The organism is Nonomuraea sp. NPDC049649 (assembly GCF_040675175.1).
Taxonomy (GTDB): domain Bacteria; phylum Actinomycetota; class Actinomycetes; order Streptosporangiales; family Streptosporangiaceae; genus Nonomuraea.
Genome location: NZ_JBFAOH010000001.1, coordinates 349,071 through 363,288, shown reverse-complemented (window position 1 = coordinate 363,288; position 14,218 = coordinate 349,071). Strand labels below are relative to the sequence as shown.

Annotated in this window: 16 protein-coding genes; 9 read left to right on the top strand and 7 right to left on the bottom strand. The window is 71.8% G+C overall.

Annotated features, from left to right (window positions below):
• Positions 1–33 precede the first annotated feature (33 nt).
• From AB0J42_RS01725 to AB0J42_RS01715, 3 genes are all read right to left on the bottom strand, one after another.
• Positions 34–1,869 carry a transketolase gene (locus tag AB0J42_RS01725; protein ID WP_364287311.1) on the bottom strand — a complete coding sequence of 612 codons (1,836 nt, stop codon included), beginning with the start codon at positions 1,867–1,869 and terminating at the stop codon, positions 34–36.
• Between the two features lie 71 nt (positions 1,870–1,940).
• Entirely contained in the window at positions 1,941–2,948 is a 1,008-nt protein-coding gene (locus tag AB0J42_RS01720) for an SDR family oxidoreductase (RefSeq protein WP_364287308.1), read from the bottom strand.
• A gap of 8 nt (positions 2,949–2,956) precedes the next feature.
• Entirely contained in the window at positions 2,957–3,214 is a 258-nt protein-coding gene (locus AB0J42_RS01715) for a hypothetical protein (protein ID WP_364287305.1), read from the bottom strand.
• A gap of 55 nt (positions 3,215–3,269) precedes the next feature.
• Here AB0J42_RS01715 and AB0J42_RS01710 point away from each other — a divergent pair, with 55 nt between their 5' ends.
• The 3 genes from AB0J42_RS01710 to AB0J42_RS01700 are packed head-to-tail and all read left to right on the top strand — an operon-like array spanning position 3,270 to position 5,278.
• Positions 3,270–4,268, top strand: coding sequence for a DNA topoisomerase IB (locus AB0J42_RS01710; RefSeq protein ID WP_364287302.1), 999 nt, complete (start codon positions 3,270–3,272; stop codon positions 4,266–4,268).
• Between the two features lie 46 nt (positions 4,269–4,314).
• A complete protein-coding gene (locus AB0J42_RS01705; protein ID WP_364287299.1) occupies positions 4,315–4,563 on the top strand; it encodes a BON domain-containing protein in 249 nt (82 codons plus the stop codon).
• Entirely contained in the window at positions 4,556–5,278 is a 723-nt protein-coding gene (locus tag AB0J42_RS01700) for a metallophosphoesterase (protein ID WP_364287296.1), read from the top strand. The genes AB0J42_RS01705 and AB0J42_RS01700 overlap by 8 nt, the downstream gene beginning before the upstream one ends.
• Before the next feature lie 130 nt (positions 5,279–5,408).
• Here AB0J42_RS01700 and AB0J42_RS01695 read toward each other — a convergent pair whose 3' ends face one another.
• Positions 5,409–5,558: a GPGG-motif small membrane protein gene (locus tag AB0J42_RS01695; RefSeq protein ID WP_175593845.1), complete on the bottom strand. Its 150-nt coding sequence runs from the start codon at positions 5,556–5,558 to the stop codon at positions 5,409–5,411.
• Positions 5,559–5,608: 50 nt separating this feature from the next.
• Positions 5,609–6,094 (bottom strand): DUF1360 domain-containing protein, encoded by a 486-nt coding sequence (locus AB0J42_RS01690; RefSeq protein ID WP_364287293.1) that lies wholly within the window; start codon positions 6,092–6,094, stop codon positions 5,609–5,611.
• An 80-nt stretch (positions 6,095–6,174) separates the two neighbouring features.
• On the opposite strand from AB0J42_RS01690, the gene AB0J42_RS01685 reads away from it, so the two are divergent.
• From AB0J42_RS01685 to AB0J42_RS01670, 4 genes are all read left to right on the top strand, one after another.
• Entirely contained in the window at positions 6,175–6,771 is a 597-nt protein-coding gene (locus AB0J42_RS01685) for a nucleotidyltransferase (protein ID WP_364287290.1), read from the top strand.
• 185 nt (positions 6,772–6,956) lie between these two features.
• On the top strand, positions 6,957–9,149 hold the full coding sequence (secA2, locus tag AB0J42_RS01680; RefSeq protein ID WP_364288168.1) for an accessory Sec system translocase SecA2: 2,193 nt from the start codon (positions 6,957–6,959) through the stop codon (positions 9,147–9,149).
• A gap of 36 nt (positions 9,150–9,185) precedes the next feature.
• Entirely contained in the window at positions 9,186–9,560 is a 375-nt protein-coding gene (locus tag AB0J42_RS01675; protein ID WP_364287287.1) for a VOC family protein, read from the top strand.
• Between the two features lie 121 nt (positions 9,561–9,681).
• Positions 9,682–10,566: a DMT family transporter gene (locus AB0J42_RS01670; RefSeq protein WP_364287284.1), complete on the top strand. Its 885-nt coding sequence runs from the start codon at positions 9,682–9,684 to the stop codon at positions 10,564–10,566.
• On the opposite strand, the gene AB0J42_RS01665 is transcribed toward AB0J42_RS01670, so the two are convergent.
• Positions 10,469–11,629, bottom strand: coding sequence for an FAD-dependent oxidoreductase (locus AB0J42_RS01665; protein WP_364287281.1), 1,161 nt, complete (start codon positions 11,627–11,629; stop codon positions 10,469–10,471). The genes AB0J42_RS01670 and AB0J42_RS01665 overlap by 98 nt on opposite strands.
• Before the next feature lie 76 nt (positions 11,630–11,705).
• On the opposite strand from AB0J42_RS01665, the gene AB0J42_RS01660 reads away from it, so the two are divergent.
• Positions 11,706–12,281, top strand: a complete 576-nt coding sequence (locus AB0J42_RS01660) for a TetR family transcriptional regulator C-terminal domain-containing protein (protein WP_364287278.1) — start codon at positions 11,706–11,708, stop codon at positions 12,279–12,281.
• A 29-nt stretch (positions 12,282–12,310) separates the two neighbouring features.
• Here the strand turns inward: AB0J42_RS01660 and AB0J42_RS01655 are convergent, their stop codons facing one another.
• Positions 12,311–12,895, bottom strand: coding sequence for a GNAT family protein (locus AB0J42_RS01655; protein ID WP_364287275.1), 585 nt, complete (start codon positions 12,893–12,895; stop codon positions 12,311–12,313).
• 106 nt (positions 12,896–13,001) lie between these two features.
• Between AB0J42_RS01655 and AB0J42_RS01650 the strand changes: the two genes are divergently transcribed.
• Positions 13,002–14,204: an acyl-CoA dehydrogenase family protein gene (locus AB0J42_RS01650; protein ID WP_364287272.1), complete on the top strand. Its 1,203-nt coding sequence runs from the start codon at positions 13,002–13,004 to the stop codon at positions 14,202–14,204.
• Positions 14,205–14,218 lie beyond the last annotated feature (14 nt).

Genomic DNA, 14,218 nt, shown 5'->3' with positions numbered 1-14,218 from the left:
CTGAGAGGGAGGCCGGTCCGCCCGTCCGCCGTGTCAGCCCTGGATCAGCCGCTTGACCGCCGCGACGATGGCGTGGCGGTCGATGCGCGCGTCGGCGAGCTGCTCCTCCGGCGTGGCCGAGCCGGGCATGCCGTGCACGGCCAGCTTCACCACCCGCGGCCCCAGCTCGCGGACCGCGTCCAGGACGGCGTCGCCCAGCCCGCCCTCCGGCCGGTGGTCCTCTACGGTGATGAGGTTGCCGGTCGTGGTCGCCGCCTCCACCAGCACGGCCGTGTCGATCGGCTTGACCGAGTACATGTCCAGCACGCCGACCTGGACGCCCTCGGCCGCCAGGGTCTCGGCGGCGGCCAGCGCCTCGTGCACGGTGATCCCGGCCGCCACGATCGTGGCCCGGTCCGACGGCGAGCGGCGCAGCACGCACGAGCCGCCCACGGGGAAGCGCTCGCCCGGCTGGTGGACGACCGGGGTCGCGCCGCGCGTGGTGCGCAGGTAGGACACCCCGCCCAGGTCCGCCATCTCCGCGGTCAGGGCAGCCGCCTGGTTGGCGTCGCACGGGTAGAGCACGGTGCTGCCGTAGACGGCCCGCATCATGGCCAGGTCCTCCAGACCCATCTGGGACGGGCCGTCCTCGCCGATCGACACCCCGGCGTGCGAGCCGACCAGCCGGATCGGCGACCCGCTCACCCCGGCCATCCGGATGAAGTCGTACGCCCTGGTCAGGAAGGCGGCGAAGGTGGCCGCGTACGGGACCCATCCCCGCACGCCCAGGCCCATCGCGGCGGCGACGAGCTGCTGCTCGGCGATGTACATCTCGAAGAACCGCTCGGGGAACGCCCGCGCGAACTCCTCGGCCTTGGTCGAGTCGGCCACCTCGCCGTCCAGCGCCACCACGTCGCCGCGGGCGGCGCCCAGCGCCGCCAGGGCCTCGCCGTACGCGCTCCTGGTCGCCACCTTGTCGCCGACCTTGTACTCCGGCAGCGTCAGCGGGCCGCCGCTCTCGAACCGGTACGGCTCGCCCGCGTACTCCGGCGGCCGGAGCCGTACCCGCAGGTCGCGCGGCCCGCCCAGCTCGGCGATGGCGACCTCCGGCTCCTTCAGCGGTTTGCCGTGCGCTCCCTCGCGGTCCTCCACGGCCCGCACGCCCGCGCCCTTGCGGGTCCTGGCCAGGATGACGACGGGCCGTCCCCGGGTGGCGAGCGCCTCCTGGTACGCCTCGTCGATGCGGTCCGGGTCGTGGCCGTCGACCTCGATCGGGTGCCAGCCGAACGCGCCGAACCTGCGCGCGTACGCGCCGGTGTCCCAGCCGTGCCGGGTGGGGCCGTGCTGGCCGAGACGGTTGACGTCCACGATCGCGACCAGGTTGTCCAGGCCGGTGTGGCCGGCGTGCTCGGCCGCCTCCCAGATCGAGCCCTCGGCCAGTTCGCTGTCGCCGCAGAGCACCCAGACGCGGTAGGGCAGGCGTTCCAGCCTGCCCGCCATCGCCACGCCGACCCCGACCGGCAGGCCCTGGCCGAGCGAGCCGGTGGCCACGTCCACCCAAGGCAGCCGGGGCGTCGGATGGCCCTCCAGGCGGCTGCCGCGCTTCCGGAACGTCAGCAGTTCCTCGTCGGTGATCGCGCCCGCCGCCTTGAACAGCGAGTACAGCAGGGGTGAGGCGTGGCCCTTGGAGAAGACGAGGTGGTCGTTGGCCGGGTTGCCCGGGTCGCCGAAGTCGTAGCGGAGGTGGCGGGCGAACAGCACCGCCATCAGCTCGGCGGCGGACATCGACGACGTGGGGTGGCCGGAGCCCGCCGCGGCGGCGGCCCGCACGGTGTCGACGCGGAGCTGGGCGGCCAGCTCGCCGAGGAACCGGGTATGTCGTTCAGCCATCGTTCTTCCTCCGATCGTTTCGCCCCGCCTACCCGGCGAATCCGGGGAAACTCATCGGAGTCGGAGGGGTGTCAGCGGGCGAGCCTGACGGCCGCGCCCAGCGCCGCGACGCCCGCCAGCGCGAGCAGGACGGGGCGGCGGTGCTGGGAGAGCCAGAGCTGGGGGCTGCGCGCGTGGCTGCGGGGGTCGAAGTCGCCGTGGGCGCCGTGGTCGCGGTCCTCGTCGGCGGGCTCCCACAGGTTCGCGGTGGGGGTGGGCGGCAGCTCGTCGGTCTGCTGGGACCGTACGCCCGTTCTGGCGAGGTAGCGGTCCACGAGCGCGGGGGCGAGACGCTGGGCCAGGATGACGGCCGCGGTGGAGGCGCCGGCCCAGTACTCCTTGCGCTCCGGGTGGGCCGCCGCGTACACGATCGCCCGCGCGGCCACCTCCGGCTGGTAGATCGGCGGCACCGGCCGGGGATGGCGGCGCAGCTTGGACAGCACCCAGCCGAACTGCGGCGTGTTCACCGCCGGGAGCTGGACCATCGTCACCCGGATGCCGCTCCGCCGGGCCAGCAGCTCGGTGCGGAGCGACTCGGTGAAGCCCTTGATGGCGTGCTTGGCGCCGCAGTAGGCCGACTGCAGGGGGATGCCGCGGTAGGCGAGCGCCGAGCCGACCTGCACGATCGTGCCCCGGTTCCGGGGCCGCATCAGGTCCAGGGCGGCCCTGGTGCCCCAGACGTAGCCCAGGTAGGTGACCGCGGTCGCGCGCTCGTACTCCTCGGGGGAGAGGTCGGAGAACCAGGCGAACACCGAGGAGAACGCGCAGTTGATCCAGACGTCGACGGGGCCCAGCTCGGCCTCGATCCGCTGAGCCGCCTGCCGCACCTGGTCGTGGTCGGCGACGTCCGCCTCGTACACCTGGCCGATGCCACCGGCGGTGCCGACGTCCACCGCCGCCGCGCCCAGGCCCGCCGCGCCGCGGGCGACGAGCGCCACCTTGGCGCCTTTGACCCCCAGCTCGCGGGCGATCGCCCGGCCCACTCCGCCGCTCGCGCCCGTGACGACGACCACCCGGTCCTGGAGGATGTGGGGTGCCATGGGGGTGTTCAGCCCGCCTCTCCGACGTCGCGGTCCTTCTGCTTGCGCACCGCCCGCCACATGTTGAGCACCACCAGGATCGCCACGACCACGACGATGCCGGTCATGACCCACGCCTTGGCGATGGCGCTGAGCACCGCCAGCGCGAACAGGAGCACCAGCACGAACGAGCCGACCCTGATGTGGACCACGTCGCGAGGGGTGGCCCGGACCATCGCATGGCCCTTCTTGTCCCGGGTCTCGACCCAATCCTTCTCATCACTCATGTGGCCCACCTGCCCGTGCCGTTTGCCCTCTAACGTGCGGGGTAGCGCGGCAGGCGTGCCCGAGCTCCATCCCAGCGATCAGAACGAGCCGGGGATCACCCGGCGGCGGCGCGGCCGCGGATTCAGCTACCACGGTCCCGGCGGCGAGGTCGTGCGCGACCCCGCGACGCTGGCCAGGATCCGGGCGCTGACCATCCCGCCGGCCTGGACCGACGTGTGGATCTGCGCCTCGCCGCACGGGCACCTCCAGGCGGTCGGCACCGACGCGGCCGGGCGCCGCCAGTACCGGTACCACGACCTGTGGCGGCAGCAGCAGGACGAGGCCAAGTTCGACCGGGTGCTGGAGCTGGCCGAGCGGCTGCCCGCGTTCAGGAAGACCGTGGACGAGCAGCTCAGGGGGCGCGGGCTGACCCGGGACCGGGTGCTGGCCGCGGCGGCGCGCCTGCTCGACATCGGCTTCTTCCGCGTCGGCGGCGAGAACTACGACACCTACGGCCTGGCCACGCTGCGGATGGAGCACGTCACCTGCTCCGGCGGCACGATCACCTGCGCCTACCCGGCCAAGGGCGAGGTGCCGCGCGAGATCGAGGTGACCGACCCGGCCGCCTGCCGGGTCGTCAGGTCGCTGAAGTCGCTGCGCGCCGACGGCGACCTGCTGCGCTACCGGGGCGAGAACGGCTGGGTGGACGTGCGCAGCGAGGACATCAACGGCTACCTGCGCGAGACCATCGGCGAGTTCACCGCCAAGGACTTCCGCACCTGGCACGCCACCGTGCTGGCCGCCGTCGGGCTGGCCGTCTCGCGTATGGCCGAGACCGACACGGCCAGGAAGCGGGCGATCTCCCGGGTCATGCGGGAGGTCTCCGAATATCTGGGCAACACCCCCGCCGTGGCGCGGGCCTCGTACGTGGATCCGCGGGTGATCGGCGCGTACGAGACGGGCAGGACGATCGGTCACGCCCTGACCGAGCTGGGAGCGGGCGTGGACCCGGGCAAGCTCGCCACCCACGGGGAAGTGGAACGGGCGGTCATCGAGCTCCTTCGTACCGTTTGAGCGGTTCTTTGCCGGGCATGCGCGGCATGGAGCGAGGAGGCAAGCGATGGAAGCTCCGCAGTACGTCGCGGCCCGCGTCCAGGCGGCGCTGGCCGAGGACGGACGGACGCACGAGCTCGGCATCCGCGTCGACGTCAGAGGCGACCAGCTCTTCCTGCGCGGCCAGGTGAGCGGGGCCGAGCAGCGCGAACGGCTCGGCCAGGTGGCCCGCGAGGCCGCTCCCGGCCTGCACGTGCACAACGAGGTCAACGTCGTCGAGGTCAACAGGCCGTTGGAGGATGAGCATCTTGACTGACCTGCGCATCGCGGCCGTGGGAGACATCCACCAGAGTGAGGACGTGCGCGGCCAGTACCGCAAGAACCTGGACGGGATCGAGGAGCGCGCCGACGTCCTCCTGGTGGCGGGCGACCTCACCCGGCACGGCACGCTGGAGGAGGGCCGGGTGGTCGCCGACGAGCTGCGCGACCTGCCGATCCCGGTGGTGGCCGTGCTCGGCAACCACGACTACCACTCCGACCTGCAGCACGAGATCGCCAGCGAGCTGCGCGACGCGGGCGTGATGGTGCTCAACGACGACGGCGTGGTCGTCGAGTGCGACGGCACGCGGCTCGGGGTGGTCGGCGGCAAGGGCTTCGGCGGCGGGTTCGCCGGCAAGTGCGCGAGCGAGTTCGGCGAGCGCGAGACCAAGAACTTCGTCCGCCATACCCGGCTGATCGCCGAATCCTGGCAGAAGGCGCTGAAGGAGATCGAGGCCGACCGCCGGGTGGTGCTCTCGCACTACTCGCCGATCAAGGAGACGCTGGAGGGCGAGCCGCTGGAGATCTACCCCTTCCTCGGCAGCTACCTGCTGGCCGAGGCGGTCGACACGGCGGGCGCCGACCTCATCGTGCACGGGCACGCGCACAAGGGCACCGAGAAGGGCATGACCTCCGGCGGCATCCGGGTGCGTAACGTCGCCCTGCCGGTGCTCGGCCGGGCGTACGCGGTCTACTGGCTGTCGGGCGAATAGCGGAAGCCCTTCCCGGCTCGGGAAGGGCTTCGACGTGAGCAAACCATTTCTTTAGCTATGTCAATTCACCGGGCCGGCGGATAACCACCGGCCCGATGAACGGGCGGGCGGGGCGTCAGGCGACGCCCCGCTAAACATTGAAGATGCTGACCCCACCGGGGCCGACCAGGAACCCGAGAACGATCAGGACGATCCCCCAGAGGAGATCGCGACGGGCCAGTATCACGTAGATGCCGGCGATGACGAGAACGACTGCGATGATCCAGAGCAATGTAGCCATGGGTCTGCAACTGCCCGGGTGGCGAAGTCTTTAACATGTTTCTCCGCCGGCTATTCAACGGATTTCATGAGTTTGGCGTACGCGAGCCGCAGCCAGTCGGAGGCGGCCACCGCCGTCATCGCCGCGCCCGCGAGCCTGGTCGCCCGCGGCGCGAACACCAGGCCGACGGCGTACCCGGTGGCCACCCACTGCGCGATGCAGAACGGGCAGCTCAGCAGCTCGCCGATGGTGTTGCGGGGCTCCTCCTTCAGCTCCGACGGCCCGCTCACGCCCTGATAGCGGGTGAACGGCGCCCTGATCGGGCTGGTGACCGGGTCCTTGGCGAGCAGCCGCGCCAGCTTGTGCGTGCACGCCGCCATCAGGGTCAGGTCCATCGGCCCGATCCGCTCCGGGGGACGCTTTCCGGTGAGCTTGGCCGCCACGGCCGCCGCCGTCACCGCGGCGCCGTAGACGCCGATGACGCGGGCGTAGGCGGCCAGCGGACGATCATGGTCGCCCTCGTACTCCTGCCCGGTCTTCTCCAGGAACTCCGTCATGGGCCGGGGCGCTACCCACAGGCCGCCGTTCTATGCGCCATCGCAGGCCTACTCGGGGATCGTGAGGGTAGCCCGGTCACATGAGCAGCCACACTCATGAGGTCACCGACGCGATCCTCGACACCCTGAAACGGGCGACCGCCGGATTGAAGGACGCCGGGGTGAAGTTCGCGCTGGCGGGAGGGTGCGCGGCGTACGCGCGGGGCGCGGCGCCGTCCCTGCACGACGTGGACTTCGTGATCACCGAGCATGACGTGCCCGCGGCGCTGGAGGCGCTGCGCGGCATCGGGTTCAAGACGGCCAAACCACCGGAAGACTGGCTGGTCAAGGCGTACGACAACGGCAACCTGGTGGATCTGATCTTCAAGGTCTCCGACCGGGCGGTGACCGAGACGCTGCTGGACCGGGCCGAGCCGATGAAGGCGTCGGCGGTGATCGTGCCTGTGCTGGAGGCCACGGACCTGGTGATCTCGTGGCTGATGCCGCTGTCGGAGCACGCCTGCGACTACGGCGCGCTGCTGCCGCAGGTCAGGGCGTTGCGGGAGCAGGTGGACTGGGACCGGGTGGCCGCAGTCATCGCCTCCTCGCCGTACGCGGCCACGTTCCTGACCCTGCTGGAACGGCTCGGTGTGATCGGCAAGCCCGTCGAGCCCGCGGGTGGCCCCTCCTGGCCGTGAGCCGGGTGAGCCGGGGAACACCGCTGGTCGCGTCGTCGGCGCGGCCTTTTCTTGTGCCCGCGTCCGGCCCCGGCGGGGTGCGGGTGCGGTAGGCCCGATGGGTTAGGGTCCGTACGGCGGACCGCTCCGCCCTGGCGCGAGGGAACGGTGCCGGCGAAGCGCGCGTTGGAGGAACTGTGGCCTCGATCAAAGGAATCGTCAGGAACCTTCTGGACCGTCCCGGCGGGGTGAACCTCAGCCCGTACCGGAAGGTCGTGAAGGCCGCCGCCGACCGCGCCGACCGCCTGAGAAAGCTCGACGAGCTGCCCCGGCCCGACATGAGCGACCTCGCCGGGTTCTGCGCCGTCGCCAGGGAGGCGGCCGACCGCACGCTCGGGCTCAGACCGTACGACGTGCAGCTGATCGGCACGCTGGCCCTGCTCGACGGCAAGGTCGCGGAGATGGCCACCGGCGAGGGCAAGACGCTCTCCGGCGCGATGGCCGCCGCGGGCTACGCCCTGCAGGGCAAGCGGGTGCACGTCATCTCCGTCAACGACTACCTGGCCAGGCGCGACGCCGAGTGGATGGGCCCCTTCTACGAGGCCCTGGGCGTCACGGTCGGCTGGCTCGACCAGAACTCCACGCCCGAGGAGCGGCGCGAGGCGTACAGCAGGGACATCACCTACGGGCCGGTCAGCGAGATCGGCTTCGACGTGCTGCGCGACCGGCTGCGCACCGACGCGAGCGAGCTGATCGTGCCGGAGCCGGAGGTGGCGCTGGTCGACGAGGCCGACTCCGTGCTGGTCGACGAGGCCCGGGTGCCGCTGGTGATGGCCGGCTCGTCCGACCCCGGCAGCACCGTGCCCGAGATGGCGGCGCTGGTCCGCACGCTGGTGAGGGGCTACCACTACGAGATCGACGACCAGGCGCGCAGCGTCTACCTGACCCCCAAGGGCGCCGAGACCGTCGAGAAGCGGCTCGACGTCCAGCTCTACGACGAGCACGAGCCCGGCACCCTGATCGAGCTCAACCTGGCCCTGCACGCCCACGCCCTGCTCACCCGCGACGTCGACTACATCGTGCGCGACGGCAAGGTGCAGCTCATCAACCCCTCGCGCGGCCGGGTGGCGCTGCTGCAGCGCTGGCCGGACGGGCTGCAGGCGGCCGTCGAGGCCAAGGAGGCGCTGCCCGCCAGCGACAAGGGCGAGATCCTCGACTCGATCACCGTCCAGGGCCTGATCAAGCGCTATCCCCGGGTCTGCGGCATGACCGGCACCGCCGTCGCGGTGAGCGAGCAGCTCGGCGAGTTCTACGGGCTGAAGGTCGCCGTGGTCCCGTCCAACCGGCCGTGCGTCAGGGTCGACGAGCCCGACCGGATCTACCCGACGGTGCCCGACAAGGAGGCGGCGCTGATCGAGGAGGTCGAGCGGGTGCACGCCACCGGCCGGCCCATCCTCATCGGCACGCTCGACGTGGCCGAGTCGGAGAGCCTGGCCGCGCTGCTGCGCCGCCGCGGCCTGGAGCCGGTGGTGCTCAACGCCAAGAACGACGCCGAGGAGGCCTCCATCATCGCCCGCGCCGGCGAGCGCGGCGCGATCACCGTCTCCACCCAGATGGCCGGCCGCGGCACCGACATCCGCCTCGGCGAGGGCGTCGCCGAGCTGGGCGGCCTGTACGTGATCGGCTGCGGCCGCCACGCCAGCAGCCGCTTGGACGACCAGCTCCGCGGCCGGGCCGGGCGGCAGGGCGACCCGGGCGGCTCGGTGTTCTTCGTCAGCCTGGAAGACGAGCTGATCACCCAGTTCGCGCCCGACGAGCGGCTGCCCGCCGCCGACCCCGACGGCCTGGTCCGCAACCGCCGCGCCGCCTACATCGTCGGCCACGCCCAGCGCGTGGCCGAGGGCATCAACCTGCAGATGCACCGCGACACCTGGCGCTACACCCGGCTGCTCGAACACCAGCGGGAGCTCATCCTGGAGTGGCGCGACAAGGTGCTCCACACCGACGCGGCGGCCCGCGCCCGCGCCGAGGCCGACCCGGAGCGGTGGGCGTCGGAGCCGGAGGACACCCGCGAGGAGACGGCCCGGCAGATCGTGCTGCACGCCATCGACACCTGCTGGACCGAGCACCTGGCGTTCCTGCACGACCTGCGCGAGGGCATCCACCTGCGGGCGCTGGGCCGGATGAGCCCCATCGACGAGTTCCAGCGGGAGGCGGTGGCCGAGTACAAGGCGCTGCAGGCGGAGATCGAGCGGCGCTCCCGGGCGGCATTCGAGGCCCCCGCGCCCGACCTGAAGCGGCCCGAGGCGACCTGGACCTACCTCGTGCAGGACAACCCGTTCGGCAGCGACTGGGACCGCATTCTCAAGCGGGTCAAGGGCGGTTCCGGCCGTACCTGACAGCAGATGGCAGGTACGGCTGGAAGGCTGCCGGGCATGACCACGAAAGCGACACTTCTGGCCGTCACCATCGACTGCGCCGACCCGAAGAAGCTGGCCGAGTTCTACCACGCGGTGACCGGCCTGCCCGTCACCTACGCGGAGGACGACTACGCCGCCGTCGGCGACGGCACCACGAGCATCTACTTCGGCCGGGTGCCCGACCGCGAGCCGGTCCCGTGGCCCAGCTCCGCCAAGCAGTTCCACCTCGACTTCCGGGTCCCCGACGTGGACAAGGCCGTCGAGGAGTACGTCGGGCTGGGCGCCACCAAACCGGACTTCCAGCCGGGCGTCACCGGCGAGGGCGTGGGCTGGGTCGTGCTGCTGGATCCCGAGGGTCACGCGTTCTGCGTCTGCCCCGAAGCGTCCTGACCCTGAGCAGCAGGTCGCGCCCCCTTAAGGGGAAGAATGGCCTAAAGGGTGATTCCGCCCTGGCGCGCACGCTCTAAGCTGGGGCAATGCTCCAAGGATCTCTGCCCCTGCGCGGGCGCCCATGACCTGGATCGGCGTGCTCATCGCGCTGGCGGGCGCCCTCGGCTACGCGCTGGGAGCGGCGCTCCAGCAGTACGAGGCCGTGGCGGAAGGCGCCTCGCTCAAGCTGATGCGGCGCCCGCGCTGGTGGATCGGCGGCGCCATCGGATTCACCGGCGCGTGCCTGCACGCGGTCGCGCTGAGCTTCGCGCCGCTGGTGGCGGTGCAGCCGATCAGCGTGGCCACGCTGGTGTTCGCGGTCCCGCTGGCCGCCTTCATGTACGGGCGAAAACCGTACAAAGCAGAGATCTTCGGCTCGATCGCGGTGGCGGTGGGCCTGCTCTGGCTGATGCTGCTGGTGCCGCACCGCGACGTCACGCCCCGGCTCGGCGACGGGGCGGCGCTCGGCTTCATCGGCGTGATCGCGCTCATCGCGCTGGCCGCCCAGGTCGCCGCCGCCCGGGTGCGCGGGCCCGCCAAGGCGATGCTGCTGGCCGTCGGGGCGGGAGTCGTCACGGCCAGCGTCTCGACGTTCGTCCGGGTGGTGGGCGGCGGTATGGAGGGCGACCTCGGGCGGCTGCTCCACTGGTTCACCCTGGCTGTGCCGGTGCTGCTGGTCTTCGCCGTGGTGCTGCTGCAGCGCTCCTACGCGGTCGGCTACTTCGGCATCGCCTACGCGGGCGTGCAGGTGGTCGACCCGATCACCTCGGTCATGGCCGGGGTGCTGCTGCTCGGCGAGCCGCTGCCGACCAGCCCGGCCACCGCCGTCCCGGCCGTTTTCGCGGCGGCGCTGACCATCGCCGGCACGATCACCCTCGGCCGTCTCGCACCCGATCACACCCGGCCCGCCGCGGTGGCCGCCACCGCAGAATCCCGTCCGCTCGCCGCAGCATCAGATCGGGCATGAACCGCGTGGCCAGCGACATCGCCGTGTCGCGCAGGGCCACGGCGAGCGGGCTGCGCAGCTTGGTCATCCGGCAGACGTTCATCGACTGGCGCACGACCGAGGCGGTGCGGCTCAGCCTGGCCTCGGTGTAGGCGGCCAGGTCGCCCCCGGCCAGGTGGGCCAGGACGATCGCGTCCTCGATCGCCTGGCAGGCGCCCTGGCCCAGGTTGGGCGTCATCGGATGGGCCGCGTCTCCTACCAGCGCCACCCGTCCCCGGTGCATGGCGGGCAGCGGTTTCTTCAGGTAGTAGAGGTCGTTGCGGATGATCGCGCCGGGGTCCGCGGCGTTCAGCAACTCGGGGATCGGATCGTGCCACCCCTGGAATCTGCGTAGCAACGCACCCTTCTCGTCCTCAGCGACCTCTCCAGGGGGTGCGAGGTCGGTGGCGTAGAAGTAGACCGTCTCGTCGTCCAGGGGGTGGGCGCCGAAGACCAGGCCACGGCCCCAGGTCTCGCTGTTGCGGAGCGGGGTGTCCGGTTTGGGGGCCAGGCCGCGCCAGGCGGTCACTCCTGAGTAGACGGGATCCGGGTGACGCGGGAAGAGGGCCCGGCGGGTGGGGGAGTGGATGCCGTCGGCGGCGACGACCAGGTCCGCGGTGAGGTCGCCAGCGTCTGTGCGGACGGTGCCGGTGGTGGCGTCCACGCCGGTGACCCTGGTGCCGAGGCGCAGGCGATCCGGGCCGAGCGCGTCGGCGAGCAGGTCCACCAGGTGGGAGCGGAGCAGCATCACGGCCGCCCGGTCGCCGTAGCGCTCGTCGGCGGCGTCGCCGCTGGTGTGGGTGAGCCAGCGGCCGTCGGGCCTGCGGATCCCGACCTGGCCCTGGATGCGGGAGAGCGCCCGCACGGGGTCGCCGAGGCCGATGACGTCGAGGGCGCGCAGCCCGTTGACGGCGATGGCCAGGCCGGAGCCGACCGGTTCGAGCCTGGGCGCCTGCTCCAGGACGGTGACGTCCCAGCCTTTCCGGCTCAGGGCGATGGCGGCGGTCAGCCCGCCGATGCCGCCGCCGATGACGATCGTCCTCATACGCGTCCCTCCACTACTTCTGTAGTGCCAAGTTACTACTCCTGTAGTACGGACTACAACTGTAGTATCGGTGCCCGTGAAGCGATCGGACGCGGTGGCGGAGGCGGCGATCACGCTGCTGGCCGAGCGGGGCATGCGCGGGCTGACCCACCGGGCCGTCGACGAGGCCGCCGGGCTGCCCCCGGGGTCCACCTCCAACGTGGCCCGCACCCGCGCCGCGCTGCTGGAGCTCACGCTGTCCCGGCTCACCGAGCTGGAGGAGCGGGTGTTCGCCGAGGCGATGCCGGACGGCGGGCCGCCGGGCTTCGACCTGGCCGAGCTGCTGGCGAGGGTGCTGATGGTCCAGCTCCGCGACCGCCGGCGCACGCTTGCCCGCTACGAGCTGGCGCTGGAGGCCACCCGGCGGCCCGAGCTGCGGGTGATCTACGACCGGGCGGGCCGCCGCTTCCGCGACCCCGCCGTCGCCGTCCTCGCCGCCGCCGGCTCGCGCGACCCGGTACGGCACGCCCGCCAGCTCGTGGCGTTCGCCGAGGGCGTCATGTTCGACGCGATCGTGGGCGCGGGTGAGGAGCCGTCGCCGGACGACCTGATCGCGGGCGTACGCGAGATCCTGGCAGGCATGCTCACCGGCCCCCGGCCGGACGGTGGTTGAGGAAACGGCGGGCGCTCCGGGCCGGCGCGTCAAGGTGTGCGGGTCAGCCGGGTGCGGTGGGCGGGCCACTCCTCGGCGAGGATGCCGAAGCAGGCCGTGTCGCGCCAGGTGCCGTCCGGCCGCCTGCGGTGGCGGCGCAGGGTGCCTTCGTGGACGCCGCCGATCCGCTTGATGGCCGTCTGCGAGCGGACGTTGAGGGAGTCGGTCTTGAGCAGCACCCGGTTGTGGCCGAGCTTGTCGAAGGCGTGGTCGATGAGCAGGAGCTTGCAGGCGGTGTTCACCGCCGAACGCCAGTAGGCGCGCCCGTACCAGGTCCAGCCGATCTCGACGCTCTCGTCGAACCCGGGCACGTCGCCGTAGGTGGTCCAGCCGATCGCCCGCCCGGTCTCCTTGAGCAGGACGGCCAGGGGCACGTGCTTGTCGTCCTCGATCAGCGACCGCGCCGGAGCCGCCAGGTCCTGCTCGGTGCGCGGGGTGGGGATCGGCATCCACCGCCACACCTCGTCGTCGCCGCCGCCCGCGGCGAACAGGTCGGGCACGTGGGCGGGCGTGAGCGGTTCCAGGCGGACGACGTCGTTCTCGAGCACGACGGGGGAGGGGAGGTTCGCGGTCATGGCGGTGACGTTACGGGGGCGCGACCCGTACAAGAGAGATCCATTCGGCGGGTTTTCGCGAAGACCACTGTCGACAGCCATACCGTCCGGTCGGTAGGCTCCGGTCATGGAGTTCGCCTTCGACAGCGTCACCGAGGACCTGCGTCAGCGATTGCTGCGGTTCATGGATGAATGCGTCTACCCGGCCGAGCCCGCCTTCGCGGAGCAGGTCGAGACCGGCGGCTGGAGCACCCCGCCGCTCGTCGAGGACCTGAAGGACGAGGCCAGGACGCGTGGCCTGTGGAACCTGTTCCTGCCCGGCGAGCACGGCGCCGGGCTGACCAACCTCCAGTACGCGCCGCTCGCCGAGATCATGGGCCGCAGCCCGAGGCTGGCGCCCGTCGTGACCAACTGCGCCGCCCCCGACACCGGCAACATGGAGGTCCTCTCCATGTTCGGCAGCGCGTGGCAGCGCGAGGAGTGGCTGCGCCCGCTGCTCGACGGCGAGATCCGCTCGGCGTTCGCGATGACCGAGCCCGACGTGGCCTCCTCCGACGCCACCAACATCGCGACCTCGATCGTCCGCGACGGCGGCGAGTACGTGATCAACGGCCGCAAGTGGTTCATCTCCGGCGCGATGAACCCCAACTGCAAGATCTTCATCGTGATGGGCAAGACCGATCCCGAGGCGCCCAAGCACCGCCAGCAGAGCATGATCCTGGTGCCCCGTGACACCCCCGGCCTGCACATCAAGCGCGGCATGCACGTCTTCGGCTACGACGACGCCGACCACGGCGGCCACGCCGAGATCGTCTTCGAGGACGTCCGCGTCCCGGCGGAGAACCTGATCGGCGAGGAGGGCGGCGGCTTCGCCATCGCCCAGGCCCGGCTCGGCCCCGGCCGCATCCACCACTGCATGCGCCTGATCGGCATGGCCGAGCGGGCCGTCGAGCTGATGTGCCGCCGGGCGCTGGCCAGGACGACCTTCGGCAAGCCGGTCGCCCGGCAGGGCGTGGTGCAGGACTGGATCGCCGAGTCCCGCATCAGGATCGAGCAGCTGCGCCTGCTGGTGCTCAAGACCGCCTGGCTCATGGACACCGTCGGCAACCAGGGCGCGCACACCGAGATCCAGGCCATCAAGATCTCCACTCCGATCACCGTGGAGTGGATCCTCGACAAGGCCATCCAGGTGCACGGCGCGGGCGGGGTCTCCCAGGACTTCCCGCTGGCCGGGCTCTGGGCGGCGGCCCGCTCGCTGCGCCTGGCCGACGGGCCCGACGAGGTGCACAAGCGGTCGCTGGCCTACCGCGAGCTCAAGCAGTACATGTGACCCCCGGCCACACG

Bases quoted from the DNA above. Each gene is read 5' to 3' on its own strand.
- AB0J42_RS01655 (WP_364287275.1), bottom strand. From the start codon at position 12,895: ATGACCGCGAACCTCCCCTCCCCCGTCGTGCTCGAGAACGACGTCGTC.
- AB0J42_RS01720 (WP_364287308.1), bottom strand. From the start codon at position 2,948: ATGGCACCCCACATCCTCCAGGACCGGGTGGTCGTCGTCACGGGCGCG.
- AB0J42_RS01715 (WP_364287305.1), bottom strand. From the start codon at position 3,214: ATGAGTGATGAGAAGGATTGGGTCGAGACCCGGGACAAGAAGGGCCAT.
- AB0J42_RS01690 (WP_364287293.1), bottom strand. From the start codon at position 6,094: ATGACGGAGTTCCTGGAGAAGACCGGGCAGGAGTACGAGGGCGACCAT.
- AB0J42_RS01705 (WP_364287299.1), top strand. From the start codon at position 4,315: ATGGAAGCTCCGCAGTACGTCGCGGCCCGCGTCCAGGCGGCGCTGGCC.
- AB0J42_RS01685 (WP_364287290.1), top strand. From the start codon at position 6,175: ATGAGCAGCCACACTCATGAGGTCACCGACGCGATCCTCGACACCCTG.
- AB0J42_RS01675 (WP_364287287.1), top strand. From the start codon at position 9,186: ATGACCACGAAAGCGACACTTCTGGCCGTCACCATCGACTGCGCCGAC.
- AB0J42_RS01665 (WP_364287281.1), bottom strand. From the start codon at position 11,629: ATGAGGACGATCGTCATCGGCGGCGGCATCGGCGGGCTGACCGCCGCC.
- AB0J42_RS01695 (WP_175593845.1), bottom strand. From the start codon at position 5,558: ATGGCTACATTGCTCTGGATCATCGCAGTCGTTCTCGTCATCGCCGGC.
- AB0J42_RS01650 (WP_364287272.1), top strand. From the start codon at position 13,002: ATGGAGTTCGCCTTCGACAGCGTCACCGAGGACCTGCGTCAGCGATTG.
- AB0J42_RS01725 (WP_364287311.1), bottom strand. From the start codon at position 1,869: ATGGCTGAACGACATACCCGGTTCCTCGGCGAGCTGGCCGCCCAGCTC.
- AB0J42_RS01670 (WP_364287284.1), top strand. From the start codon at position 9,682: ATGACCTGGATCGGCGTGCTCATCGCGCTGGCGGGCGCCCTCGGCTAC.